Origin of the sequence: Xanthomonas sacchari, assembly GCF_024266585.1 — a bacterium.
In the GTDB taxonomy this organism is placed as follows: domain Bacteria; phylum Pseudomonadota; class Gammaproteobacteria; order Xanthomonadales; family Xanthomonadaceae; genus Xanthomonas_A; species Xanthomonas_A sacchari_C.
The window spans coordinates 2,908,443-2,932,865 of record NZ_CP100647.1 but is presented as its reverse complement, the minus strand read 5'-3'; the positions used below and the strand labels follow the sequence as shown (position 1 = coordinate 2,932,865).

20 protein-coding genes and 1 tRNA gene are annotated in these 24,423 nt (G+C 70.9%); 16 read left to right on the top strand and 5 right to left on the bottom strand.

The window, feature by feature from the left end:
• Window position 1: 1 nt before the first annotated feature.
• The gene (gene amaB / locus NKJ47_RS12135) at window positions 2-1,534 is read right to left on the bottom strand and encodes an L-piperidine-6-carboxylate dehydrogenase (protein ID WP_254458148.1); all 1,533 of its coding nucleotides are present in this window, start codon (window positions 1,532-1,534) and stop codon (window positions 2-4) included.
• Window positions 1,535-1,707: 173 nt separating this feature from the next.
• Between amaB and NKJ47_RS12130 the strand changes: the two genes are divergently transcribed.
• The 5 genes from NKJ47_RS12130 to thrC all read left to right on the top strand — a co-directional run bounded on the left by NKJ47_RS12130 (window position 1,708) and on the right by thrC (window position 8,731).
• Window positions 1,708-1,784 (top strand) — tRNA-Arg (locus NKJ47_RS12130).
• A 426-nt stretch (window positions 1,785-2,210) separates the two neighbouring features.
• Window positions 2,211-2,555 carry a hypothetical protein gene (locus tag NKJ47_RS12125; protein WP_254458147.1) on the top strand — a complete coding sequence of 115 codons (345 nt, stop codon included), beginning with the start codon at window positions 2,211-2,213 and terminating at the stop codon, window positions 2,553-2,555.
• 464 nt (window positions 2,556-3,019) lie between these two features.
• On the top strand, window positions 3,020-5,533 hold the full coding sequence (thrA, locus tag NKJ47_RS12120) for a bifunctional aspartate kinase/homoserine dehydrogenase I (protein WP_254458146.1): 2,514 nt from the start codon (window positions 3,020-3,022) through the stop codon (window positions 5,531-5,533).
• 5 nt (window positions 5,534-5,538) lie between these two features.
• A complete protein-coding gene (locus NKJ47_RS12115; RefSeq protein ID WP_254461410.1) occupies window positions 5,539-6,498 on the top strand; it encodes a homoserine kinase in 960 nt (319 codons plus the stop codon).
• A gap of 931 nt (window positions 6,499-7,429) precedes the next feature.
• Complete coding sequence (gene thrC, locus NKJ47_RS12110) at window positions 7,430-8,731, top strand: threonine synthase (protein WP_254458145.1); 1,302 nt, start codon at window positions 7,430-7,432, stop codon at window positions 8,729-8,731.
• A gap of 25 nt (window positions 8,732-8,756) precedes the next feature.
• On the opposite strand, the gene NKJ47_RS12105 is transcribed toward thrC, so the two are convergent.
• Together NKJ47_RS12105 and NKJ47_RS12100 are read right to left on the bottom strand one after the other, a co-directional pair.
• A complete protein-coding gene (locus NKJ47_RS12105; RefSeq protein WP_254458144.1) occupies window positions 8,757-9,071 on the bottom strand; it encodes a hypothetical protein in 315 nt (104 codons plus the stop codon).
• A gap of 316 nt (window positions 9,072-9,387) precedes the next feature.
• Complete coding sequence (locus NKJ47_RS12100) at window positions 9,388-10,143, bottom strand: Crp/Fnr family transcriptional regulator (RefSeq protein ID WP_254458143.1); 756 nt, start codon at window positions 10,141-10,143, stop codon at window positions 9,388-9,390.
• 111 nt (window positions 10,144-10,254) lie between these two features.
• Between NKJ47_RS12100 and hisS the strand changes: the two genes are divergently transcribed.
• Entirely contained in the window at window positions 10,255-11,655 is a 1,401-nt protein-coding gene (gene hisS / locus NKJ47_RS12095; RefSeq protein WP_254458142.1) for a histidine--tRNA ligase, read from the top strand.
• Window positions 11,656-12,183: 528 nt separating this feature from the next.
• On the opposite strand, the gene NKJ47_RS12090 is transcribed toward hisS, so the two are convergent.
• Entirely contained in the window at window positions 12,184-13,422 is a 1,239-nt protein-coding gene (locus tag NKJ47_RS12090; RefSeq protein WP_254458141.1) for a hypothetical protein, read from the bottom strand.
• A 205-nt stretch (window positions 13,423-13,627) separates the two neighbouring features.
• On the opposite strand from NKJ47_RS12090, the gene NKJ47_RS12085 reads away from it, so the two are divergent.
• From NKJ47_RS12085 to NKJ47_RS12040, 10 genes are all read left to right on the top strand, one after another.
• Window positions 13,628-13,954, top strand: a complete 327-nt coding sequence (locus NKJ47_RS12085) for a YerC/YecD family TrpR-related protein (RefSeq protein ID WP_017912242.1) — start codon at window positions 13,628-13,630, stop codon at window positions 13,952-13,954.
• A 9-nt stretch (window positions 13,955-13,963) separates the two neighbouring features.
• Window positions 13,964-14,878 (top strand): ATP phosphoribosyltransferase, encoded by a 915-nt coding sequence (gene hisG / locus NKJ47_RS12080; RefSeq protein ID WP_010340765.1) that lies wholly within the window; start codon window positions 13,964-13,966, stop codon window positions 14,876-14,878.
• A complete protein-coding gene (hisD, locus tag NKJ47_RS12075; protein ID WP_254458140.1) occupies window positions 14,875-16,170 on the top strand; it encodes a histidinol dehydrogenase in 1,296 nt (431 codons plus the stop codon). The genes hisG and hisD overlap by 4 nt, the downstream gene beginning before the upstream one ends.
• Window positions 16,167-17,267, top strand: a complete 1,101-nt coding sequence (gene hisC / locus NKJ47_RS12070; RefSeq protein WP_254458139.1) for a histidinol-phosphate transaminase — start codon at window positions 16,167-16,169, stop codon at window positions 17,265-17,267. Before hisD ends, hisC begins: the two co-directional genes overlap by 4 nt.
• The gene (gene hisB / locus NKJ47_RS12065; protein WP_254458138.1) at window positions 17,264-18,337 is read left to right on the top strand and encodes a bifunctional histidinol-phosphatase/imidazoleglycerol-phosphate dehydratase HisB; all 1,074 of its coding nucleotides are present in this window, start codon (window positions 17,264-17,266) and stop codon (window positions 18,335-18,337) included. Before hisC ends, hisB begins: the two co-directional genes overlap by 4 nt.
• Before the next feature lie 28 nt (window positions 18,338-18,365).
• The gene (gene hisH, locus NKJ47_RS12060; protein WP_254458137.1) at window positions 18,366-18,968 is read left to right on the top strand and encodes an imidazole glycerol phosphate synthase subunit HisH; all 603 of its coding nucleotides are present in this window, start codon (window positions 18,366-18,368) and stop codon (window positions 18,966-18,968) included.
• Entirely contained in the window at window positions 18,965-19,699 is a 735-nt protein-coding gene (gene hisA / locus NKJ47_RS12055) for a 1-(5-phosphoribosyl)-5-[(5-phosphoribosylamino)methylideneamino]imidazole-4-carboxamide isomerase (protein ID WP_254458136.1), read from the top strand. Before hisH ends, hisA begins: the two co-directional genes overlap by 4 nt.
• Entirely contained in the window at window positions 19,693-20,469 is a 777-nt protein-coding gene (hisF, locus tag NKJ47_RS12050; RefSeq protein ID WP_209029142.1) for an imidazole glycerol phosphate synthase subunit HisF, read from the top strand. Before hisA ends, hisF begins: the two co-directional genes overlap by 7 nt.
• Window positions 20,459-21,082: a bifunctional phosphoribosyl-AMP cyclohydrolase/phosphoribosyl-ATP diphosphatase HisIE gene (hisIE, locus tag NKJ47_RS12045; protein ID WP_254458135.1), complete on the top strand. Its 624-nt coding sequence runs from the start codon at window positions 20,459-20,461 to the stop codon at window positions 21,080-21,082. The genes hisF and hisIE overlap by 11 nt, the downstream gene beginning before the upstream one ends.
• A 69-nt stretch (window positions 21,083-21,151) precedes the next feature.
• Window positions 21,152-22,744, top strand: coding sequence for a calcineurin-like phosphoesterase C-terminal domain-containing protein (locus NKJ47_RS12040; protein WP_254458134.1), 1,593 nt, complete (start codon window positions 21,152-21,154; stop codon window positions 22,742-22,744).
• A gap of 561 nt (window positions 22,745-23,305) precedes the next feature.
• Here the strand turns inward: NKJ47_RS12040 and NKJ47_RS12035 are convergent.
• On the bottom strand, window positions 23,306-24,418 hold the full coding sequence (locus NKJ47_RS12035; RefSeq protein WP_254458133.1) for a C13 family peptidase: 1,113 nt from the start codon (window positions 24,416-24,418) through the stop codon (window positions 23,306-23,308).
• Window positions 24,419-24,423 lie beyond the last annotated feature (5 nt).

Here is a 24,423-nt window from a genome sequence, read left to right as displayed (position 1 = left end):
CTTACAGATCGAACTTGATGCCCTGCGCCAGCGGCAGCGAGTCGGAGTAGTTGATCGTGTTGGTCTGCCGGCGCATGTACACCTTCCACGCGTCCGAGCCGGATTCGCGGCCGCCGCCGGTGTCCTTCTCGCCGCCGAAGGCGCCGCCGATCTCGGCGCCGGAGGTGCCGATGTTGACGTTGGCGATGCCGCAATCGCTGCCGGCCGCGGACAGGAACTTCTCCGCCGCCTTCAGGTTCTGGGTGAAGATCGACGAGGACAGGCCCTGCGGCACGCCGTTCTGCATGTCGATGGCCTCGTCCAGGGTGCTGTACTTCATCACGTACAGGATCGGCGCGAAGGTCTCGTGCTGGACGACCTCGTCGCTGTTCTTCAGGCCGGTGACGATGGCCGGCAGCACGAAGTTGCCCGGACGGTCCAGCGCGGTGCCGCCGGTCTCGACGGTGCCGCCGGCGGCCTTGGCCTTGGCGATCGAGTCCAGGAACTGCTCGACCGCGCCGCGGCTGTTCAGCGGGCCCATCAGGTTGGCGGGGTCGGTGGGATCGCCGATCTTGCCTTCGACCTGCTTGTAGGCCTTGACCAGCGTCGCCAGCACGGTGTCGTAGATCGATTCGTGCACGATCAGCCGGCGCGTGGTGGTGCAGCGCTGGCCGGCGGTGCCGACCGCGCCGAACACGATGCCGGGCACCGCCAGCTTCAGGTCGGCGCTCTCGTCGAGGATGATCGCGTTGTTGCCGCCCAGCTCCAGCAGGCAGCGGCCCAGCCGGCGCGCGCATTTCTCGGCGACCACGCGGCCGACCTGGGTGGAGCCGGTGAAGCTGATCAGCGGGATGCGGGTGTCCTCGACCAGGCGTTCGGACAGGGCCACGCCGGCATCGTTGATCAGGAAGAAGATGTCCGGGAAGCCGGCGTCGCGCAGCGCCTCGTTGCAGATCTTCATCGACGCGATCGCGGTCAGTGGGGTCTTGTTGGACGGCTTCCAGATGCAGATGTCGCCGCAGATCGCCGCCAGGAACGCGTTCCAGCTCCACACCGCGACCGGGAAGTTGAACGCGCTGATGATGCCGACCAGGCCCAGCGGCTGGTACTGCTCGTACATGCGGTGGCCGGGGCGTTCCGAATGCAGGGTGTAGCCGTACAGCATGCGGCTCTGGCCGACCGCGAAATCGGCGATGTCGATCATCTCCTGCACTTCGCCGTCGCCTTCCGGCTTGCTCTTGCCCATTTCCAGCGCGACCAGCGAACCCAGCGCGTCCTTGTGCTTGCGCAGCGCCTCGCCGCACAGCCGCACGGCCTCGCCGCGGCGCGGCGCCGGGGTGGTGCGCCAGACCTTGAACGCGGCCTGGGCGCGCGCGATCACCGTCTCGTAGTCCTGCTCGGTGGTGGCCTGCACCTCGGCGATCACGGCGTTGCTGGACGGATTGAGCGGCTGCAGCACGCCGGCGCCGGTGGCGCTGGACCACTCGCCGTTGCCGAGATAGGTACCGGAGTTGGTGGCGGCGAGGCCGAGCGCCTTGAGCAGGTCAGCGGACATGGAATCTCCTGGGTTCGTTGCGACAGGGAAGGCGACCGCAGGCGGGGGACGCGGGACGCGATTAGCCGGCAATTTTAGCAGACCCCACGCAGTCGGCCGCCGCCGCCGGCCTGGGTGCCCGGCGAGCGCAAAAAACCCGCAGGCATGCCGTAGAATCCCCCGGCAAGCCCAATGGCCCCGTAGCTCAGCTGGATAGAGCGGTCCCCTCCTAAGGGACAGGTCGTGCGTTCGAATCGCGCCGGGGTCACCATGTCGTGCAGGTCGGCGGCCGCGACCGCCATGCCGCTGCGGCCCTTGCCCGCATTGCCGATGCAGTACGCGCCGCCGCCGCGCGGCGACGCTGAACCGCGCGTGGTCGCGCCTGCCTGCAATCCTGCCTGCAATAACGCCCTCTACACCTTGTGCCGACGCGGCCTGAGCATCGCCCTGCGTAGGCTGCGGACGTCGACCACTGCGGCTTGGCGGCGGTTCGCGCTGCCACTTTGCATTGCCGCCGAGGCGATGGACGACGCTGGCGGCCTCGCATCCGCCACGTCCGCGACAAGCGTCCCGCCCGCAGCGCGTGCGGCGGGGCGATCGCCGCCGCGCATCGGCGGTCCTGGTCGCCTTGGCGTGATGGCCGGCTTGCCGGCCTGCACGCGGCGACTCCCACCCCTATGCGAAGCAGGAGTCACCGATGAAAACAGCGATGAAGATGGTCCTGGTCGGTTCGATGCTGGCTGCCCTGGCGGCATGCAAGCGCGATGGCGACCAACCGGCCACCGATCCGAATGCGGCCAACCCGCCGGCAGCGGCCGACGGCAGTCCCGCGGGCGGCAGCACCGCCCCGGCCGGCACCACCGGCGGCGACGCGACCGGCACTGCGACCGGCACCGATGCCGGGCAGGGCACGATGCAGGGGCAGGATGCGTCGCAGGGCATGCCGCCCACCACGACGTCGCCGACCACCCCGCAGGATCCCGCCAATCCGGATCCGCAGCCGCCGACGCAGCCGCCGACGACCGACCAGAAGCAGCAGTAAGGGTTTGCGCAAAGCGCGCGGCGCCGCCGGCGTCGCGCGCCCGCGGCGCGCCACCGCGCGGACCTGGGTTCGAGGCCTTGTCCTTACGCCCAACGCGCCCTGCGCCGCGGCGTGACGCAGTGTTTTCCGGCTCGGCGCGATAGTCACTTTTGCAACCGTTTGCCCGGGCCGCGGCGCCGATGCTGCGGTCGCACACGCGGTGCTTGACAGCGCCCCGGCGCATGATGTCCTCTTGCGTCCATGCCTCTGGTCCTCGCCCCCATCGCCACCTCGCTTCCGCGTTCGCTTCGGCACGCGGCAGCCGCCGTTGCGGGCATTACCACCGGTATTACCACCCTCACCATTCGCCCGGTGCGGCCCGTCGTCTTCGCCTGATCGTCGAACACCACGGCCCCGCACCCGGATCAGGATGCGGGGGACTCCCTCGGCCTGATGCGAGCGGGGCCTCCACTCCGAGGTCTCCCATGTCGTCCCCCGCTGTCGCCGCTTCGCCTGATTCCGCTGTAGAGCCTGCGCTCGCCGCCGCCACCGTCGTGCACAAATTCGGTGGCACGTCGGTCGCCGATGCCGAACGCTATCGTCATGTCGCGCAATTGCTGCTGGCGCGCCCGGAACGTCTCCAGGTCACCGTCGTCTCGGCGATGAAGGGCGTCACCGATGCGTTGATCGGCCTGGCCGACCTCGCCGCGCGCGGCCACGGCGACTGGCGCGAGCGCTGGCACGAGACCCGCGCCCGCCATCGCGCCGCCGCGGTGGCGTTGCTGGGCGAACACGCTGGCGCCACGGTGGAATGGCTGGACGCGCGCTTCGAGCACCTGGCCGAGATCCTGGCCGCGCTGGCGGTGATCGGCGAACTGCCGCGGGAAGTGCTGGACCGCGTGCAGGGCCTGGGCGAGGTGTACTCGGCGCAGCTGCTGGGCGACCACCTGCGTGCGCTGGGCGAGGACTGCGCGGTGCTGGACGCGCGCGAGGTGCTGGTGGTCGATCGCGGCGAACTGGGCGTGGACGTGGACTGGGAGGCCAGCGCGCAGCGCCTGGCGCAGTGGCGTGCGCAGCACCCGCAGCAGCGCATCGTGGTCACCGGCTTCGTCGCCCGCGACCGCGCCGGCCGCATCACCACCCTCGGCCGCAACGGCAGCGACTACTCCGGCGCGATCTTCGCCGCGCTGTTCGACGCCACCGAACTGCATATCTGGACCGACGTCGACGGCGTGCTCTCGGCCGACCCGCGGGTGGTGCCCGAAGCGGTGCAACTGGAAACGCTCAGCTACGACGAAGCCTGCGAACTGGCCTATTTCGGCGCCAAGGTCGTGCACCCGCAGACCATGTCGCCGGCGATCGAGCGCGGCCTGCCGATCATCATCCGCAACACCTTCCAGCCCGAGCATCCGGGCACCCGCATCACCGCCAGCAGCGCCACCAGCGGCCCGATCAAGGGCCTGACCCTGAGCCCGGACCTGGCCGTGCTCAACCTCGAAGGCACCGGCCTGATCGGCGTGCCCGGCACCGCCGAGCGGGTGTTCGCGGCACTGCGCAACGCGCGCGTGTCGGTGGTGATGATCTCGCAGGGCTCCTCCGAACATTCCATCTGCTGCGTGGTGCGGCAGAACGAGGCCGAGCGCGCGCGCGATGCGGTGCTGTCGGCGTTCGCCCACGAACTGGTGGTCGGCCAGGTGCAGCGCGTGCAGCTGACCACCGGCATCAGCGTGCTGGCCGCGGTCGGCGACGGCATGGCCGGGCAGCCCGGCGTGGCCGCGCGCCTGTTCGAGTCGCTGGGTCGCGCCCAGGTCAACATCCTGGCGATCGCGCAGGGCTCGTCCGAGCGCAACATCTCGGTGGCCATCGACAGCGCGCATGCGACCAAGGCGCTGCGCGCCGCGCATGCCGGTTTCTGGCTGTCGCCGCAGACCTTCTCGGTCGGCGTGATCGGGCCGGGCAACGTCGGTGCCGCGCTGCTGGACCAGTTGCGCGCGGCGCAGCCGCAACTGCTGGCCAAGGCCAATCTCGACCTGCGCCTGCGCGCGGTCGCCTCGCGCAGCGCGATGCGCCTGGAGCCGCGCGCCTTCGCCGGCGACTGGCGGCAGGCGCTGGCGGCCGGCCAGCAGCCGACCGACCTGGACGCGTTCACCGCGCACCTGCTGTCGGCGCATCTGCCGCATGCGGTGATCATCGACTGCAGCGGCAGCGCCGACGTCGCCGACCGCTATGCCGGCTGGCTGGCCGCCGGCATCCATGTGGTGACCCCGAACAAGCAGGCCGGCGCCGGGCCGCTGCCGCGCTTCCACGCCATCCGCGCCGCGGCGGCCGCCAGCGGCGCGCGCTTCCGCTACGAGGCCACGGTCGGCGCGGGGTTGCCGGTGATCACCACGCTGCGCGACCTGGTCGATACCGGCGACGCGGTCACCGCGATCGAAGGCATCTTCTCCGGCACCCTGGCGTGGCTGTTCAACAAGTACGACGGCAGCGTGCCGTTCTCGCAACTGGTGGCCGAGGCGCGTGGCATGGGCTACACCGAACCGGATCCGCGCGATGACCTGTCCGGCACCGACGTGGCGCGCAAGCTGGTGATCCTGGCGCGCGAGGCCGGCCACGAGTTGAGCCTGGAGGACGTGGCGGTGGAGAGCCTGGTGCCGGAGGCGCTGCGCCAGGCCAGCGTGGACGACTTCATGGCGCGCCTGCACGAGGTCGATGCCGCCTTCGCGCAGCGGCTGCAGGTGGCCAAGGCGCGCGGCTGCGTGCTGCGCTACGTGGCGCGGCTGGCGCCGGGCCATGCGCCCAGCGTGGGCCTGGTGGAATTGCCGGCCGACCATGCCTTCGCCAACCTGCGCCTGACCGACAACGTGGTGCAGTTCACCACCCGCCGCTACTGCAACAATCCGCTGGTGGTGCAGGGGCCGGGCGCCGGTCCGGAAGTGACCGCCGCCGGCGTGTTCGCCGACCTGCTGCGGGTGGCGGCGGGCGAGGGCGCGCGCCTGTGAGCCGGATGCAGACGCTGCCGGCCGGTGCCGTCGGCGCCGCTGTGCTGCCGACGCAGGCACGCGCGTTCGCGCCGGCCTCGGTGGCCAATGTGGCGGTGGGCTTCGACCTGCTCGGTTATGCGGTGGAGGGCGTGGGCGACACGGTGACGGTGCGCCGCATCGACGCGCCCGAGGTGCGCATCGCCGCGATCCGCGGCACGACCGTGGCGTTGCCGCTGGAGGCGGCGCGCAACACCGCCGGCGCCGCGCTGATCGCCCTGCGCGAGGCGTTGGCGCTGCCGTTCGGCTTCGAACTGGAGATCGACAAGGGCATCCCGCTCAGCTCCGGCATGGGCGGCTCGGCGGCGTCGTGCGTGGCCGCGCTGGTGGCGGCCAACGCCTTGCTCGCCGCGCCGCTGTCGCGCGATCAGCTGTATCGCTACGCGCTGGACGGCGAGGCGGTGGCCAGCGGCAGTCGCCACGGCGACAACCTGGGCCCGATGCTGCTGGGCGGGCTGGTGCTGTCGACCCTGGAGCGGCTGGTGCCGGTGCCGGTGCCTGGCCACTGGCACAGCCTGCTGGTGCATCCGGACGCGACGCTGGAGACCCGCCACGCGCGTGCGGTGCTGGCGGGCGACTACCGGCTGGGCGAGTTCGTGGCGCAGAGCGCGAATCTGGCGCTAGTGCTGGCGGGCTGCCATGCCGGCGACGCGGCCCTGGTGCGCGCCGGCCTGCGCGACGTGCTGATCGAGCCGCGGCGCGCGCCGCTGATCGTGGGCTTCGATGCGGCCAAGGCGGCGGCGTTGGCGGCGGGGGCGATGGGCGCGGGCATTTCCGGCGCCGGCCCCAGCGTGTTCGCCTGGTTCGCCAGCCGCGCCGAGGCCGAGGCGGCGGCACCGGCGGTGCAGGCGGCCTTTGCCGATGCCGGCTTCGGCAGCCAACACTGGGTCTCGCCGCTGCAGTGTCCGGGAGCGACGTTGTTGTAGCGGCTTGTTGGCGCGCCACGTCGATGCCTTTGTTGCTTCCGCTACTGCCACCGCTGCTGCTGCTGCTGTGCTGATTTCGAATTTGCTTTTGCTTTTGCTGTCGCAGTAGCTCTTGTCGTTGCTGTTGCTCTGATTGTTGTTCTTGTTGTTGCTGTTGCCGTACCGGGTTCCCTTCCGAAGCGGCGGCCATCGTGGGGAAACACCCGAAGGGCGGCGCACAGGGATGTGCGCCGTCCGCGGCAGGGGCAGGATGCCCCTTCCGCGGATCCCCGCGATGGACGCGGACCCGGAGCGCGCAGCGCGGAGGGCGCGAGGCAGGGCGCGCTTGACCAGCCTTCGGCTGTGGTAAAGCGCTTCTTTTGGTTACTTTTCTTTGCGCGAGCAAAGAAAAGTAACTCGCCGCAAGGGGAAAGCTGTTGCTGTTGCTTGATTTTTGCGTGTCGGACGAGCGGAACTTGTAGGAGCGGCTTCAGCCGCGACAGATGCTCCGCCTGTCGGTCTATGTCGCGGCTGAAGCCGCTGTTACGCAGAGCATCAAAGCAACAGCAACAGCTTCCGCTAACGCGGGTCACTTTTCTTTGCTTGTGCAAAGAAAAGTAACCAAAAGAAGCGCCTTACCACAGCCGAAGGCTGGTCAAGCACACCCCGCAGCGCGCCCTCCGCGCTAACGCGCTCCGGGTCCGCAGCCACGACGGGCATTTTTCGACGGCACATCCATGTGCCGGCGAAAAACGACGCGCATCCTGCGCGTCGCCCTTCGGGTATTCGCCCGCCGCGGCTGCCGCGCCGAGGGGCCCCGGGTGAAGCAGAAGCGCAACAGCCAAAGCGACAGCAACAGCTAGAGCAACAGCAACAGCAACAGCAACAGCTAGAGCCAAATTCAAATCCAAGAATGCCAGTGCGACCGAATTTCCCTGCCACCGGAACCACCATGAACTTCATTTCCACCCGTAACACCGCACCCGCCGTCTCGCTCAGCCAGGCCATCGCCGCCGGACTGGCGCCCGACGGCGGCCTCTACGTGCCCGAACGCATGCCCGCCGCCCGCGACCTGCATGCCGGCGCCAGCCTTGCCGAGACGGCCGCGCAGCTGCTGGCACCGTTCTTCGACGGCGACGCCCTGGCCGCGGAACTGCCGGCCATCTGCGCCGAAGCCTTCGACTTCGCCGCGCCGCTGCAGCCGCTGGCCACCCCCGGCGACCATGCGCTGGAGCTGTTCCACGGGCCCACCGCCGCGTTCAAGGACTTCGGCGCGCGCTTCCTGGCCGCCTGCCTGACCCGGCTACGGCGTGGCGCGGCGACGCCGCTGACCATCCTCGTCGCCACCTCCGGCGACACCGGCGCCGCGGTCGCGGCCGCGTTCCATCGCCAGCCTGGCCTGCGCGTGGTGGTGCTGTATCCGGACGGGCGCGTGTCGCCGCGCCAGGCGCACCAGCTCGGCTGTTTCGGCGACAACATCCAGGCGCTGCGCGTGGCCGGCTCCTTCGACGACTGCCAGGCGCTGGTCAAGCAGGCGCTGAACGACGCCGAGCTGCAGGCGCAGGCGCCGCTGAGCTCGGCCAACAGCATCAGCCTGGGCCGGTTGCTGCCGCAGATGAGCTACTACGCGCACGCAGCGCTGCAGCACCATGCCGCGCATGCGCAGCCGCTGAACCTGGTGGTGCCCACCGGCAATCTGGGCAATGCGTTGGCCGCGATCCTGGCGCGCGCGCTGGGCGTGCCGCTGGGCCGGATCGTGCTGGCGACCAACGCCAACCGCGTGCTGCCGGACTTCTTCGCCGGCGCCGACTACGCGCCGCAGCCCAGCGTGGCGACCCTGGCCAACGCGATGGACGTCGGCGCGCCGAGCAACGTCGAGCGCCTGCGCTGGCTGTACCAGGGCGACGATGCCACGCTGCGCACGCAGTTCCAGGCGTACTCGGTGGACGATGCGCAGATCCGCCAGACGATCGGCGAGCGCTTCCGTCGCTATGGGGAGGTGCACTGTCCGCATACCGCCACCGCGCTGCATGTGCTGCAGCAACTGCGCGCCGAAGGCGCCGAGGCCGACGCCGGCGACTGGGCGGTGGCGGCCACCGCGCATCCGGCCAAGTTCGAAGGGGTGGTGGAGCCGCTGATCGGGCAGCCGGTGCCGGTGCCGCCGGCCTTGGCGGCGCTGCTGCAGCGGCCGGCGCAGGCCGAGCCGATCGCGCCGGACTACACGGCGCTGCGCGCACGGCTGCTGGCCGACTGAGGCGCGCGCGGGCGCGCCCCACGGCTCAGTCGGTCGGCTGCAGCCGTTGCCAGGCGGCCAGGACGATGCCGCGGACCTGCAGCCAGTCCAGGCGCGAGCGCGGATGGTCGCGAAGGAACACGTCGCGCAGCTGCGCGACCACGTCCTCCACGCGCTGGCCGTGGTACTTGAGGTAGGCGTCGTAGGCCAGCTTCAGTGCCGGTTCGTAGTCGTGGAAGACGTAACCGGGCTGATGGAAGCTGCTGTGCGCGAACTGCGCCTTCCAGAACTCCAGTTCGCGTTCGCGGTCCAGCATCACGCAGGCGCGCGAGGCGTGTTGCATCTCGATGGCGACGGCCATGATGGCCCTCCGAGTGGTCCCCCCCACCGGCACCGCGGCGGCGCCGCAGGTGTGTTGCGCACGCAGTCTATGCCGCGCGGGTGCGGACGCCGCGATGGCCGGCTGAAGCGTTCAGCGCTGGCGTCGCCGCAGCGCTGCCCTCGACGGCACGCAAGCCGCCAGCCGCCAGCCGCCAGCCGCTGTCGGCAGCCGGCATGGCCAGGTTGTCCACATGCGGTGTGGAGCATTGCCCTGGAATCCTGTGGATAAGTGCCTGCGCGCCCCGTGGCGGCGGCATGCGACGGGGATTGGCGAAAAAATCGCCGGGCCGGTCCGCTCAGTCTTCGTCCGACGCCAGCCGGTGCAGCGCGGCGAAGTCGCGGATCTCCACCACGTGCAGTTGCGGCAGCGCGATCAGGCCCTGCTGGCGCAGCTTGGTGAAGGTGCGGCTGACCGTCTCCATGGTCAGGCCGAGATGGTCGGCGATGTCGCCGCGGCCCATCGGCAGCACCACCTTGTTGCCGGCATCGCCCTGGCGCGCCGCGCGCGCGGCCAGCTTCAGCAGGAAGTCGGCCAGTTTCTCCGCCGGCTGCAGCCGTGCCAGCGCCAGCGCCGCGTCCTGTGCCGCGTCCAGTTCCAGGCAGGCGCGCTGCAGCAGCTTGCGCTCCAGGTGCGGGAACTGGCTGCGCAACTGCTGCATCTGCGTCACCGGCACCCGGCACACCCGGCTGTCGGCGATGGCTTCGATGTCGTGGCGGTGCCTGGCCGATTCGCTCAGGCCCACGTAGTCGCCGGGCAGCACGAAGCCGGCCACCTGGCGGCGCCCGTCGGCGAGGGTGCGGACCAGGCGCAGCGCGCCGGCGGTGACGGTATAGACCGCCTGCCGCACCTCGCCCGTGCGCGCCAGGGTGGCACCCGCGGGGTAGGTCTGCGAGGTCGTGGCCCGTTCCAGCGCCTGCACCTCGTCGCAGGCCAGCGCCGAGCAGATCGCCAGGTGGCGGACCGCGCAATGCAGGCAGTCACTGCCGCGCGGCGCGCGCGGGACGTCCGCTTCGGCATAGGGCAAGGCGAACCCGGAAGGTGGCCTGTTCATGGGCGTGGCAGCGGCGTCGGCACCGGCGAATGATACGCCGATGCGGCCGGGCGTGGCCGGTGCGGCTAGAATTGGCGTCCCGCTCGCCCCCGAATCGCAGGAGTTCCGCTCGTGATCAAGCCCCGTACGCCGCCCGGCATCATGGAATTGCTGCCGCGCGAGCAGATCGCGTTCCAGCGCATGCTGGACGTCATCCGCCGCAATTACGAGCGGTTCGGGTTTCTGCCGGTGGAGACGCCGGTGTTCGAGTTGTCCGACGTGCTGCTGACCAAGTCCGGCGGCGAGACCGAGCGCCAGGTGTACTTCGTGCAGTCCACCGGCGCGCTGGCCAATGCTGCGGCCGAGGGCGGCGAGGGCGGATTGCCGGAGCTGGCGCTGCGCTTCGACCTGACCGTGCCGCTGGCCCGCTACGTGGCCGAGCACGAGCACGAACTGAGCTTCCCGTTCCGCCGCTACCAGATGCAGCGCGTGTACCGCGGCGAACGCGCCCAGCGCGGCCGCTTCCGCGAGTTCTACCAGTGCGACATCGACGTGATCGGCAAGGACGCGCTGAGCATCCGCTACGACGCCGAAGTGCTGGCGGTGATCCACGCGGTGTTCGCCGAACTGGGTATCGGCGATTTCGCCGTGCAGTTGAACAACCGCAAGCTGATGCGCGGCTTCTTCGAGAGCCTGGGCGTGGCCGAGGGCGAGCGCCAGCTCGCGGTGCTGCGCGAGGTCGACAAGCTGGACAAGCGCGGCGCCGACTACGTGCGCGAGACGCTGACCGGCGAGGGTTTCGGCATTCCCGCCGAACAGGTGCAGCGCATCCTCGACTTCGTCGCGGTGCGCTCCAGCGGCCATGACGATGCGCTGGCGCGGCTGCAGGCGCTGGAGGCCGATGCCGCGTCCAGCGCGATCCTGCGCGAAGGCGTGGCCGAATTGCGCGAAGTACTGGCCCTGGTCAAGGCGCTGGGCGTGCCGGAGACCGCGTACTGCCTGAATTTCTCCATCGCCCGCGGCCTGGACTACTACACCGGCACCGTCTACGAGACGCTGCTGACGCACTATCCGCAGATCGGCTCGATCTGCTCGGGCGGCCGCTACGAGGACCTGGCCAGCCACTACAGCAAGTCCAAGCTGCCCGGCGTGGGCATCTCCATCGGCCTGACCCGGCTGTTCTGGCAGTTGCGCGAGGCCGGGCTGATCGACGGTATCGCCTCCAGCAGCGTGCAGGCGATGGTGGCGCTGATGGACGAGGCCAAGCTGGACGACGCGCTGGACATCGCGCGGCGCCTGCGCGCCGGCGGCATCAACACCGAAGTGCAGATGGAGCCGAAGAAGATCGGCAAGCAGTTCCAGTACGCTGCCCGCGCCGGCATCCGCTTCGTGGTGCTGGCCGGCGACGACGAACTGGCGCGCGGGGTGGTGGCGGTCAAGGACCTGCTGCGCGAGCAGCAGTTCGAGGTCGCCCGCGACGAACTGGCCAGCACGCTGCAGGTGGAACTGGAGCAGGCCAAGGTCATGGCCTGAACGGATGGCGGCGGCCTGCATTGGCCGCCGCATCACGAGCGCATCGGACGCGCGAACGCGCTGTGATTGGTGATGCCATTTTTAGTCGCCACCGGAGAGCGCCGTTGGCGCGCCAGGGTGGCTCTGCAACAGGAGCGGATCGGCCACTCCCGCCGTGGCCCGCGCTGTGGGGCGCTTGCAGGTGTGGCTGGGGTCATCCTCCAGCGGCACATGCGTTGGGACTGACGGTCCTCCCGCAACGTCCAGTTTCGCGATGGGCCGCGCGCTTCACCGCAAGGGCTGGGCGTCTCGCCTGGAATGAAATGACCTGCGTAGGAGCGGCTTCGGCCGCGACGCATTACCGGGAACGCCTGTCGCGGCTGAAGCCGCTCCTACAGGACCCCTACCGGACCGCGTCCCGAAGTTACTGGAGGTGCCCTGAAGCCGCTCCTGCACGGGCTGCAGCGTGGCTCGCCAGGTCACGGCAAGCGGGACCGAGTGGGGGCGCATCAGTCGCGCACGGGCATTTCCGCCGAGGTCCGCTCGCGGCTAGGGCCGATCCTGCAACAGCCCAGCACCCCGCAGCATCGCCTTCAGCGCGCTGCGCTGCGCGCCATCGTCCGCCGGCCATCCCTGCAATTGCGCGATGACCTTGCCGTCGCGCACCAGAAGGAAGGTCGGCATGCGCCACTCGCGCGGCAGCAGTGGCCATTCCTGCACGTCGTAGAGCGGGTGCAGTGGGGTCTGTGGATGCGTGCGGTTCCAGGCGTGCAGTGCGTCCAGGTCCTCGTTGCCGGGCGGCAGGGTCAGCCACAGCGCATGGCGGCGGAACGCCGGGCCCAGTTCGGGGTCAGCGGCGATGGCGCGCGCGGCGTCGGTCGCGAAGTGGCAGCCGGCGGTGATCAGGAGCTGGGTCAGGCGCAGATCAATCCGTTGCCGGCGCAGGGTGCGGCCATCGGTGTCCAGCGACCACAGCGTCGGTCCGTGCGCGCGCGTGCCCAAGGGATCGTCGATGCGTAGCCAGTGCGGCCACTGCGCACTGCCGCCTGCGGCCAGTAGCTGGCGGGCGTCCTCCACGCGGTGTGCCAGCAACAGCGCATTGCCGGCGGCTTCCAACTGCGTGGCAGTGGCCTGGCCGCGCTGGCGCAACCGCGCCAGCAACTGCAGTTGCGCGTCCAGTCCCGCGGAGGTGGGTCGCAGCGCATAGGTCGCGACCACGGCCCGGTACAGCAGGTCCAGCGCGGCGTCGTCCAGTTGTGCAATGGCGGCTGGATCGAACGCTTCGGGCAAGGCGCTGCGCAGTGTTGGCCAGGGATCGCGCTGTGCGCGGTGCTGGTTGTCGAACTCCCGGTTGTACTGGTTGTAGCGACGCTCCAGGTCGCCGATCATGGCTGCGGGATTGTGGGCGCGCGGTTGCGCCGCCCAGTGCGACAGGGTCTCGGCGTAGCGCTCCACGCCGAACAACGCCAGCAGTGCGCGGCCCTGTGCGCGGGTCAGTTGCGGCAGATCCTGCGTATCGAATCCGCCCAGGCCGTTGCGGCCGAACACCAGACCGTCCAGAAAGCGTTCGCGGGCGCCGGGTGCGAGTGCGTCCAGCGGCGTGGGCTGGCCGGCGTGCGTTCGCAGGTAAGCCTGGAGCTGGGTGGGGGAGCGGATCGGCAGGGATTCCGCCGCGACCGCGCTGTCGCTGGCCGCGTCCGACGGGACGGGAACTGGCGGTGGTGCCGGTTGCGCAAGTGCGGACGTCGCCAGGCACAGGGCGAGGGCGGCAAAGCACGTGCGGCGCATCCGGCGCTCCAGCAGTGGTGGTCGTTGCCGATCCTAGCGGTCGCCGGGCGGTCCTTCCAGCCGCCGCGCCCGGCGGATTCCGCGAAAGCAGGCGGGCCAGGGCGCGCCGGTGGCAGGGTGCCGGCGATCGCCTGTCGGCTGAACGCCAGTGCGCTGTGGGTCGCACAAACTTGACCTTGTAATAGCGTGCTATTACATTAGCGCAATGAAACAACGTCCCGCCCCTGCAGCAGACCGCGATAGCGACGCCTCGTTCAAGGCGTTGGCGCGCACCCTGGCCCAGCTCGGCAAGCCGCAGGAAGTGGCGGCGTTCCTGCAGGACCTGTGCACGCCGGCCGAGCTGGAGGCGATGGCGGACCGCTGGCGGGTGGTGCCGCTGCTGCTCAAGGGCGTGCCGTACCGCGAGATCCACGACCTGACCCAGGTCAGCGTCACCACCATCGGCCGTGTCGCGCGGACCCTGGAATACGGCGCCGGCGGCTATGCCGCGGCGCTGCGCCGGCAGACGGCGCGCCCCTCCGATTCCCACTGAGATGTCCTGATGAGTGCTTCCCTGGCAGCACCGGCCCGCGACCGGCTGCGTATCGCGATCCAGAAGAGCGGCCGCCTGGCCGAGCCGGCCCGTGCAGTGCTGGCCGCCTGCGGGCTGAGCTGGCGCGAGAGCCGCGACAAGCTGTTCTGCTACGGCGAGTCCTTGCCGGTGGACCTGTTGCTGGTACGCGACGACGACATTCCCGGCCTGATCGCCGACGGCGTGTGCGATTTCGGCATCGTCGGCCGCAACGAACTGGACGAGCAGGCCGGCGAGCGTCGCCGCAATGGCCTGCCCGAGGCCTATCGCGCCCTGCGCGGGCTGAACTTCGGGCAATGCCGGCTGATGCTGGCGGTGCCGGAGAGCTGGGAGTGGAGCGGGCCGCAGCAGGTGCAGGGGCTGCGCATCGCCACCAGCTATCCGGCCGTGCTGGCCGACTGGCTCGACGCGCGTGGCATCGCCGCGCAGGTGGTGGAACTGTCCGGCTCGGTGGAAATCGCGCCGCGCCTGGGCACTGCCGACCTGATCTGCGATCTGGTCTCCAGCGGCGCCACGCTGGCCGCCAACCAGCTCAAGCCGGTGGAGACGCTGCTGGAGAGCGAGGCGGTGCTGGCCGGTCCGGTACGCGAACCGGCCGACGCCCGCGCCGGCCTGGCGGCGATGCTGCTGCGCCGGCTCGACGGCGTACTCAAGCTGCGCGACAGCAAGCTGCTGATGTTCCGCGCCGCGCGCGAGCGCGTCGCCGACCTGGCGCGGCTGCTGCCCGATGCCGAACCGCTGGTGCAACTGCCCGGCGACGCCGATGGCCCGCTGCAACTGCAGACCATGTGCCACGGGGCGATCACCTGGCAGCGCATGGAGGAACTGGAGCGCGCGGGCGCGCAAGGCCTGATGGTATTGACGGTGGAGCGGTCGCTGGCATGAATCGATTGGAGTGGAGCGCGCTCGACGCGCAGGAGCGCACCCAGGCGTTGACCCGGCCGGTGCAGCGCGTCGCCGACCAGACCCGCAGCGCGGTGGCGCAGGTGCTGGAGGACGTGCGCAGCCGCGGCGACAGCGCGCTGCGCGAACTCACCGCGCGTTTCGACGGCGTGGTGCTGGAAACCTTCGAGGTCAGCGCCGAGGAATTCGCCGCGGCCGAGGCGGCGGTGCCGGCGCCGTTGCGCGCGGCGATGGCCGAGGCGGCGGCGCGGATCGATACCTTCCACCGTGCCGGCATGGCCCAGCCGTACGCGGTCGAGACCGCGCCGGGCGTGGTCTGCGAACGCGTGGTGCGGCCGATCGGCCGGGTCGGCCTGTATGTGCCGGCCGGCAGCGCACCGCTGCCTTCGACCGCGCTGATGCTGTGCGTGCCGGCGGCGCTGGCCGGCTGCCGCGAGGTGGTGCTGTGCACGCCGCCACGCGCCGACGGCTCGGCCGATCCGGCGGTGCTGGTCGCGGCGACGCTGTGCGGGGTGGACCGGGTGTTCAAGCTCGGCGGCGCCCAGGCGATCGCCGCGATGGGCTTCGGCACCGACAGCGTGCCGTCCTGCGACAAGCTGTTCGGCCCGGGCAACAGCTACGTCACCGAGGCCAAGCAACAGGTGGCGCAGGCCGGCGCGGCGGCGATCGACATGCCGGCCGGTCCGTCCGAGGTGCTGGTGATCGCCGATGCCGGTGCCGATGCCGCCTTCGTCGCCGCCGACCTGCTGTCGCAGGCCGAACACGGCCCCGACTCGCAGGTGCTGCTGCTGTCCGACAGCGCCGCGCTGATCGGCGAGGTCGAGAACGAACTGGAGCGGCAACTGGCGACGCTGCCGCGCGCGGCGATCGCCCGGCAGGCGCTGGCCGCGTCGCGGCTGATCCGCGTCGACACCCTGGAGGAGGCGTTCGCCATCAGCAACCGTTACGCCCCGGAACACCTGATCCTGGCGCTGCGTGCGCCGCGCGACTGGCTGGACCGGGTCGAGGCGGCCGGCTCGGTGTTCCTCGGCGACTACACCCCCGAGGCGCTGGGCGACTATTGCAGCGGCACCAACCACGTGCTGCCGACCAGCGGCGCCGCGCGCGCCTACAGCGGGGTGAGCGTGGCCAGCTTCCAGAATTTCGTCAGCGTGCAGAGCGCCAGTGCCGCCGGCATCGCCACGATCGGCGGCTGCGCGGTGCTGATGGCGCGCGCCGAGGGCCTGGATGCGCATGCCAACGCGGTGGCGCTGCGCATGGGGAAGGCCGCATGAACGCGGCTTCCGACGCACGCGCCGTACTGGCGCTGGTACGCCCGGACCTGCGCGAGTTCGCCGGCTACTCGTCTGCGCGCAGCAGCACGCTGCAGGGGGAGGTCTGGCTCAACGCCAACGAATCGGCCTGGGCCAACGCCGCCGACGGCGACGCCGGCAATCGCCGCTACCCCGATCCGCAACCGCCGGCGCTGCGCGCGGCGCTGGCCGCGCTGTACGCCTGCGCCCCGGAGCAGCTGCTGCTCGGTCGCGGCAGCGACGAGGCCATCGACCTGTTGTTGCGCGCCCTGTGCGAGCCGGGTCGCGACGCCATCGTCATCACCCCGCCGGTGTTCGGCATGTACGCGGTATGCGCGCGGCTGCAGAACGCACGCGTGGTCGAGGTGCCGCTGCGCGACACGGCCGACGGCCTGCTCACCGACGTGGATGCCGTGGTGGATGCCGCGCTGAGCCAGATGGCCAAGCTGGTGTTCCTGTGTTCGCCGGGCAACCCCGGCGGTGCGGCGATCGCCCTGGCCGACATCGCCCGCGCCGCCGAGCGCTTGCACGGACGCGCGGTGCTGGTGGTGGACGAAGCCTATGGCGAGTTCTCCGACGAAGCTTCTGCCACCACCTTGCTGGCGCGTCACGCCAATCTGGCGGTGCTGCGCACCCTGTCCAAGGCGCATGCGCTGGCGGCGGCGCGGATCGGCTGCGTGATCGCCGACCGGGCGCTGATCGCGGTGCTGCGGCGCTGCCAGGCGCCGTATCCGATCCCGGCGCCGTGCACGCAACTGGCGCTGGCCGCGCTGCAGCCCGAGCCGCTGCGGCAGACCGCGGCACGGGTGCAGGAGGTGCGCGCCGAGCGTACGCGCATGCAGGCGGCGTTGGCGGCGTTGCCGGGCGTGCGCCAGGTGTATCCGTCGCAGGGCAATTTCCTGCTGTTGCGCTTCGACGACGCCGAGGGCGCGTTCCAGGCGCTGCTGGCGGCCGGGGTGGTGGTGCGCGACCAGCGCGCCGCGCCGGGGCTTGGCGATGCGCTGCGCATCACCCTGGGCACGCCGGCGCAGAACCAGCGCGTGCTCGGCGCGCTGCAGGCCTGGAGGGCGGCGGCATGACCCCGATCCTGTTCGTGGACCGCGACGGCACCCTGATCGAGGAGCCGGCCGATTTCCAGATCGACGCCTACGAGAAGCTGCGCTTCGTGCAGGGCGTGATCCCGGCCATGCTCAGGCTGCGCGACGCCGGTTACCAGTTCGTCATCGTCACCAACCAGGACGGCCTGGGCAGCGAGGCCTACCCGCAGGCCGCCTTCGACGGCCCCAACGACCTGATGCTGCAGATCTTCGCCAGCCAGGGCATCGTGTTCCGCGAGGTGCTGGTCGACCGCAGCTGGCCGGCCGACAATGCGCCCACGCGCAAGCCCGGCATCGGCCTGATGCTGCCGTACCTGCAGGACCGCAGCATCGACTGGACGCGCTCGGCGATGGTCGGCGACCGCGCGACCGACATCCAGTTCGCCGAGAACCTGCGCATCCGCGGCTTCCAGTTGCGCACCGCGCAGTTCGGCGGCGAGTGGGACTGGGCCGGCATCGCCCACGAGCTGGCCGATGCGCCGCGGCGTGCGCGGGTACAGCGCGACACCAAGGAAACCCGCATCGCAGTGGAACTCGACCTGGACCTGGCGCGCGACCCGCATTGCGCCACCGGCCTGCCGTTCTTCGACCACATGCTGGAACAGATCGGCAAGCACGGCGGCTTCGCCCTGGACGTGCGCGCCGAGGGCGACCTGCACATCGACGAGCACCACACCATCGAGGACACCGGCCTGGCCCTGGGCCAGGCGCTGCGCCAGGCGCTGGGCGACAAGCGCGGGATCGGCCGCTACGGCTTCACCCTGCCGATGGACGAGACCCTGGCCAGCGCCGCGCTGGACTTCAGCGGGCGCCCGTACTTCGTGTTCGAAGGCGAGTTTAAGCGCGAGCGGGTCGGCGACATGCCCACCGAACTGGTGCCGCATTTCTTCCGCTCGCTGTGCGACGCGGCCGGGCTGAACCTGCACCTGAGCGTGCGCGGCGACAACGACCACCACAAGGTCGAGGCCTGCTTCAAGGCGCTGGCGCGCGCCCTGCGCCAGGCGCTGCGCCGCGAGGGCGCAGCGCTGCCCTCGACCAAGGGCGTGCTGTGATGCGCGCGGGTTTCGTAGGGAGCGTGCGATGAGCGATGTCGCCCTGATCGATGCAGGCGGCGCCAACCTCGGTTCGGTGCGCTACGCGCTCGAACGGCTCGGCGTGGAAGCCCGGCTGGTGCGCGACGCCGACGGGCTGCAAGGCGCGGACCGGGTGATATTGCCCGGTGTCGGCGCCGCGCCGCACGCGATGGCGCGGCTCCGCGAGCAAGGTCTGATCGAGCCACTGCGCGCGCTACAGGTACCGCTGATCGGCATCTGCCTGGGCATGCAGTTGCTGTTCGAGCATTCCGAGGAAGGCGATGTCGACTGCCTGGGCCTGCTGACCGGCGTGGTCCGGCGCATGCCGCCGGCGCTGGGCATCCGCGTGCCGCACATGGGCTGGAACCGGCTGCTGCCGCTGCAGCCGTCGCCGCTGCTGGCGGGCGTGCCCGACCGCGCCAGCGCCTACTTCGTGCATGGCTACGCCGCGCCGGTCACCGCCGACACCGTCGCCGCCTGCGACCATGGCGGCCTGTTCACCGCGGTGGTGCAGCATGGCCGCCGCTGCGGCGCGCAATTCCATCCCGAGCGCTCGGCCGACACCGGCGCGCGCATCCTGCGCAACTTCCTCGAGACCGATTTCCCATGAGCTTCGTCGTCTATCCCGCCCTGGACATCCGCGACGGCCGCGTGGTGCGGCTGGCGCAGGGCGACTACGCCCGCGAGACCCACTACGGCGACGACCCACTGCGCCGCGCGCAGGCCTTCGCCGAGGCCGGTGCGCAGTGGATGCACCTGGTCGACCTGGACGCGGCCCGCGCCGGCGGCTACACCCTGGCGCCGCTGCTGCAGCGCATCCGCAGCGAGACCGGACTGCAGGTGCAGACCGGCGGCGGCGTGCGCTCGCGCGCCGACGTGCAACGCCTGCTCGAGGCCGGCGCCAGCCGCGTGGTGATCGGCTCGCTGGCGGTGCGCGACCGCGAGTCGGTGCTGGAGTGGCTGGGTGAATTCGGCCCCGAGCGCATCACCGTGGCGCTGGACAGCCGCCAGGATGCGCACGGGGTTTGGCGCTTGCCGGTGCACGGCTGGACCGAGACCTCGTCGCTGAGCCTGGATGCGCTGGCCGGCGAGTACGCCGCCGCCGGGCTGGTCCATCTGCTGTGCACCGACATCGCCCGCGACGGCATGCTGTCCGGGCCGAACCTGACGCTGTACGCGCACCTGCGGCAACTCGCGCCGGCGCTGGCGGTGCAGGCCTCCGGCGGCATCCGCGACGCCGCCGACGTGCGCGGCGCGCGCGAGGCCGGCTGCGCCGGTGCGGTGCTCGGCAAGGCGCTGCTGGAAGGGCGCCTGCGCCTGGACGAGGCGCTGGCATGCTGAGCCGGCGCATCATCCCGTGCCTGGACGTGCGCGAGGGGCGCGTGGTCAAGGGCGTCAAGTTCCGCGACCACGTGGACATGGGCGACATCGCCGAGCTGGCGCTGCGCTACCGCGACCAGGGCGCCGACGAACTGGTGTTCTACGACATCGGCGCCAGCCCGGAAGGGCGCTCGGTGGACTACGCCTGGGTCGAGAAGGTGGCGCGGTTGCTGGACATCCCGTTCTGCGTGGCCGGCGGCATCCGCGACGTCGCCACCGCGCGCGCGGTGCTGCATGCCGGCGCCGACAAGATTTCGATCAATTCGCCGGCGCTGGAGCGGCCGGCACTGATCGCCGAGCTGGCCGAGGCGTTCGGCGTGCAGTGCGTGGTGGTCGGCATCGATTCGATCCGCGAGGACGACGGCCAGTGGCGCGTGCGCCGCTTCACCGGCGACCCGAGCAAGACCCAGGCGCTGCGCGTGCGCACCCTGGACTGGGTGGTGGAGGCGCAGCGCCTGGGCGCCGGCGAGATCGTGCTCAACTGCATGGACAGCGACGGCGTGCGCCGCGGCTACGACATCGCCCAGCTGCACGAGGTGCGCGCCCTATGCAAGGTGCCGCTGGTCGCCTCCGGCGGCGCCGGCGAGATGCAGCACTTCGCCGACGTGTTCGAGCGCGCCGATGTCGACGGGGCCCTGGCCGCCAGCGTCTTCCACAGTGGCGCGATTCCCATTCCCGAACTCAAGCGCTTCCTGCGCCAACGACAGATCGAGGTGCGCGATGGCGCATGAACACTCCCACGACGCGGACGTCGCGGACGCGGCGCTGGACTGGGGCAAGGGCGACGGCCTGCTGCCGGTGGTGGTGCAGGACGCCGCCACCTTGCGCGTGCTGATGCTGGGCTACATGAACCAGGAGGCGCTGGCGGCCACGCGCCGCAGCGGCCAGGTCACCTTCTACAGCCGCAGCAAGCAGCGCCTGTGGACCAAGGGCGAAAGCTCCGGCCATGTCCTGCAGGTGGTGGCGATCGACACCGACTGCGATCGCGACACCCTGCTGGTGCTGGCGCATCCGCACGGGCCGACCTGCCACCTCGGCCGCGACAGCTGCTTCCCGCAGGCGCCGGGCCAGTTCCTGGGCGCGCTCGATCGCCTGGTCGCGCAGCGCGAGCGCGAGCGGCCCGCCGGCAGCTACACCACGCAGCTGTTCGAGAAGGGCACGCGGCGCATCGCGCAGAAGGTGGGCGAGGAGGGCGTGGAGACCGCGCTGGCCGGCGTCGCCCAGGGCGACGACGAACTGCTCGGCGAGTCCGCCGATCTGCTCTACCACCTGACGGTGCTGCTGCGCGCGCGCGGCCTCGGCCTGGCCGATGCGGTGGCGGTGCTGGAAGCGCGGCACCGCTGAGCCTGTCCGGCGCGGTCACCGCCGCGTCGGCGTAGCTGGCTACAATCGGGGGACCCTCGGCTTCCCCGGATGTTCCGCATGCTGCGCACCGTCGTCCTCGCCTGCCTGTTGGCTGCCGCCGCGCCCGCCGTGGCGCAGACCGCGACAATCAGCGGCAGCGTCTACCAGGAACGCGACAACGCGCCGGGCCGCGGCCCGGGCGATACCGGCATCGCCGGCGTGCAGGTGTCCGACGGCGTGCACATCGTCCGCACCGATGCGCAGGGCCGCTACCGCCTGCAGGTGGAGCCCGGCCGCACGGTGTTCGTGATCAAGCCGGACGGTTACAGCTTCGCCAGCGCCGGCAACGGCCTGCCGGACTACTGGCGACACTACGCGCCGGCCGGCTCGCCCACGCTCAAGTACCCGGGCATCGCGCCGACTAGCGGCGCCACCGACCACTGGGATTTCGCGTTGCGTGCGCAGTCCAAGGCCGACAGCACCGAGGTGCTGGTGTTCGCCGATACCCAGACCGCATCGATGACCGATGTCGGCTACTACGCTCGCGACATCGTCGCGCCGTTGCGCGGCAGGACCCGTGCGCGCATCGGCACCACCCTGGGCGACGTGGTCAGCGACGACCTGTCGCTGTATCCGGCGCTGAATGCGGAAACCGCCAAGCTCGGCGTGCCGTGGTTCCACGTGCCGGGCAACCACGACCTCAACTTCGACGCGAGCGACGACGTCGATTCGCTGTCGAGCTGGCGCGCGGTCTACGGTCCCGACACCTACGCGGTGGAGGAGGGCGGCGCCAGCTTCGTGTTCCTGGACGACGTGGTCTACCAGCCGCAGCAGCAGCCCAAGTACATCGGCGGCCTGCGCGCGGACCAGTTCGCGTTCCTGCAGGCCTACCTGGCCAGCGTGCCCAAGGACCGGCTGGTGGTGCTGGGCCTGCACATCCCGTTGTTCGACGCCGCGCCGGGCAAGGAGACCTTCCGCCACGCCGACCGCGCGCGGCTGTTCGCGTTGCTGCAGGCGTTTCCGCACGTGCTGGTGCTCAGCGGCCACAGTCATACCCAGCGCCACTACGATCATGGTGCCGACGAGGGCTGGCACGGCGCGCAACCGCTGCACGAGTACAACGTCGGCGCGGCCTGCGGCGCGTTCTGGTCCGGGGTCAAGGATGCCGACGGCATTCCCGCCGCGACGATGGCCGACGGCACCCCGAACGGCTACGCGCTGCTGACCGTGCGCCGCGACGGCGGTTACGCGCTGGCCTACCACGCCGCCCGTGCCGCCGACGACGTCCAGATCGGCCTGCATGCGCCGAAGGTGTTGCGCCGCGGCGCCTATCCGGCCTGGGGCGTGTACGCGAACGTGTACATGGGCGAGGCCGACAGCCGCGTCGAGTACCGCGTGGACGAGGGCGCCTGGAAGCCGATGCAGCGTGTCGAACAGCCCGACCCGGCGCTGCTCGCCGAGAATGCGCGCGACGATGCCGCCGATGCGCTGCGCGGTTACGACCGCTCGCCGGAAGCGATTCCCTCGCAGCATCTGTGGCGCGGCGCCTTGCCGACTGATCTGAGCGTGGGCGCGCACCGCATCGAGGTCCGTGCGTTCGACCGCTGGCGCGGCGAGCAGCGTGCCAGCGGCAGCTACCGCTTGCAGGACGCGAGCCCGTGATGGGATTGCGGCGGTAGGCGGTGGTCGGCAGAAGCGCGTGCAGTGATGCTGCATGCGCGATTACCGTCACTGCCGCGACAGGGTTCTAGGCGGCCATGCGTTTCAGGCGTCGGGACTGAAGTCCCTCCCACAGTGCGCCGATCAGCGCCTCGCAGCCTCGGACCCATGTAGGAGCGGCGCCAGCCGCGACAAGCGCAGTGAGGTGGCCGCGCGTCATCCTCCGCAAGACCAAGACGCTCGCGCTCCACACGCGCCAAGCAGACCCCAGAAACGAAAAAACCTCCACGAAGGAGGCCGACGAACCGAATGATCCTGGCTGGCGAGCGAAGGCTGGCGGGCGGTTGGATCGGGGGCGCAGCTGGCTGGCGAAACGCGGCGGGCTTGCTGCGGGAGGCATTCTAGCGAGCGCGCACGCGGCGCGATCGAACGCGAATCACTCTCATCTTTCCGGCCTGCTGCAGGGATTCGGGCCTACGTGAGCGAGAGCAGGATCGGCCGGCAAAAGCGAGAGTGCGCGCACGAGCGTCGCATGCAGTCGATCCCGCGTCCTGCGCGGTTGCATCACCGCGCGGGCGTGCGCTTCGTCGGCGGTGCCGGGTCCTGCGCGCGGATCGGCGCGGCGGGCGTGGCCGCTGCACCACGCTCGCCAGTCTGCTCGCCATCTGCCGCATCCGGCGCATGCGCCGCGTCGTCCGCATCGGGTTCCGGATACGGATAGGGTGGCGCCGCGGCGTTCGGCAACTGCGCGCGCCAGTGCTGCAGCCATGGGCCGATGCGCGCGCCCACGTAGAGTTGCGGATACGACGGCGCCTCGCCTTCGCCCTGTTCGCGTGCGCTGATCTCGGCACTGGCCAGGCGATAGCTTTCGACGAAATCGGTGGTGCGCGCCAGCGCGTCGATCAGCCAGGCACGGCCGAAATAGGTTGCGCTGGCGGTGTTGCCGCAGCCGAACGAGGGCCGGTCGCGGCGCGCGGCGGTGATCACCAGGGTGTCGGCGGTCTTCAGCGCGGGCACGAAGCCGCCGGAGTAGCAGGCCGAGATCACGATGATGCGGTTGCGGATGCCGGCGTCGTCGAGCAGGCGGCGCAGTTCCTGCGGGGTGATGGTGTCGTACTCGGCATCCTCGCCGGGACCGAACTGCAGATACAGCTCGTGCTGGTCGGTGCCGTGGCTGGTCAGGAACAGCAGCAGCGCGTCCTCGCGCGGGTTCATCAGCTTGCCGACGCGGTCCAGCGTATCGGCCAGGTTGTCGTACGAGGCCTGCGGCGCGTAGGCGTGCGCGCCGAGATTGTCGCCGTGGTTGATCAGGGTGGCGATACGGCCGGCGGCGCCGAAGCGCTGCGCGAACAACTGGCGCAGGTACAGCACTTCGTTGCGGAACACGTCCTCGCTGGCGTCGCCGGCGAAGCCGACCACGTACAGGTCGGGGATGCCCGGGCGCTGCGGCTGCAGCGCCGCCAGCGCCCGACTCAGCTGCGCCTGGTCGACCGGGTCCTGCGCCGCTTCGTCCTGGGCGGTATCGGCCGCGCCGGCCGGTATGGCACCGGCATCGGAGTGGCAGGCGGGCAGGGCCAGCGCCAACAGCGCGGCAGAAAGCAGCCGGCCGCGCAGCACGGCGCGCGGCCGCCGCAACGCCGCCAGGGCGGCGATCAAGGCAGCGATGGGCCTGCGCATGCGCG

Bases quoted from the DNA above. Each gene is read 5' to 3' on its own strand.
- amaB (WP_254458148.1), bottom strand. From the start codon at position 1,534: ATGTCCGCTGACCTGCTCAAGGCGCTCGGCCTCGCCGCCACCAACTCC.
- NKJ47_RS12125 (WP_254458147.1), top strand. From the start codon at position 2,211: ATGAAAACAGCGATGAAGATGGTCCTGGTCGGTTCGATGCTGGCTGCC.
- thrA (WP_254458146.1), top strand. From the start codon at position 3,020: ATGTCGTCCCCCGCTGTCGCCGCTTCGCCTGATTCCGCTGTAGAGCCT.
- NKJ47_RS12115 (WP_254461410.1), top strand. From the start codon at position 5,539: ATGCAGACGCTGCCGGCCGGTGCCGTCGGCGCCGCTGTGCTGCCGACG.
- thrC (WP_254458145.1), top strand. From the start codon at position 7,430: ATGAACTTCATTTCCACCCGTAACACCGCACCCGCCGTCTCGCTCAGC.
- NKJ47_RS12105 (WP_254458144.1), bottom strand. From the start codon at position 9,071: ATGGCCGTCGCCATCGAGATGCAACACGCCTCGCGCGCCTGCGTGATG.
- NKJ47_RS12100 (WP_254458143.1), bottom strand. From the start codon at position 10,143: ATGAACAGGCCACCTTCCGGGTTCGCCTTGCCCTATGCCGAAGCGGAC.
- NKJ47_RS12090 (WP_254458141.1), bottom strand. From the start codon at position 13,422: ATGCGCCGCACGTGCTTTGCCGCCCTCGCCCTGTGCCTGGCGACGTCC.
- NKJ47_RS12085 (WP_017912242.1), top strand. From the start codon at position 13,628: ATGAAACAACGTCCCGCCCCTGCAGCAGACCGCGATAGCGACGCCTCG.
- hisG (WP_010340765.1), top strand. From the start codon at position 13,964: ATGAGTGCTTCCCTGGCAGCACCGGCCCGCGACCGGCTGCGTATCGCG.
- hisD (WP_254458140.1), top strand. From the start codon at position 14,875: ATGAATCGATTGGAGTGGAGCGCGCTCGACGCGCAGGAGCGCACCCAG.
- hisC (WP_254458139.1), top strand. From the start codon at position 16,167: ATGAACGCGGCTTCCGACGCACGCGCCGTACTGGCGCTGGTACGCCCG.
- hisB (WP_254458138.1), top strand. From the start codon at position 17,264: ATGACCCCGATCCTGTTCGTGGACCGCGACGGCACCCTGATCGAGGAG.
- hisH (WP_254458137.1), top strand. From the start codon at position 18,366: ATGAGCGATGTCGCCCTGATCGATGCAGGCGGCGCCAACCTCGGTTCG.
- hisA (WP_254458136.1), top strand. From the start codon at position 18,965: ATGAGCTTCGTCGTCTATCCCGCCCTGGACATCCGCGACGGCCGCGTG.
- hisF (WP_209029142.1), top strand. From the start codon at position 19,693: ATGCTGAGCCGGCGCATCATCCCGTGCCTGGACGTGCGCGAGGGGCGC.
- hisIE (WP_254458135.1), top strand. From the start codon at position 20,459: ATGGCGCATGAACACTCCCACGACGCGGACGTCGCGGACGCGGCGCTG.
- NKJ47_RS12040 (WP_254458134.1), top strand. From the start codon at position 21,152: ATGTTCCGCATGCTGCGCACCGTCGTCCTCGCCTGCCTGTTGGCTGCC.
- NKJ47_RS12035 (WP_254458133.1), bottom strand. From the start codon at position 24,418: ATGCGCAGGCCCATCGCTGCCTTGATCGCCGCCCTGGCGGCGTTGCGG.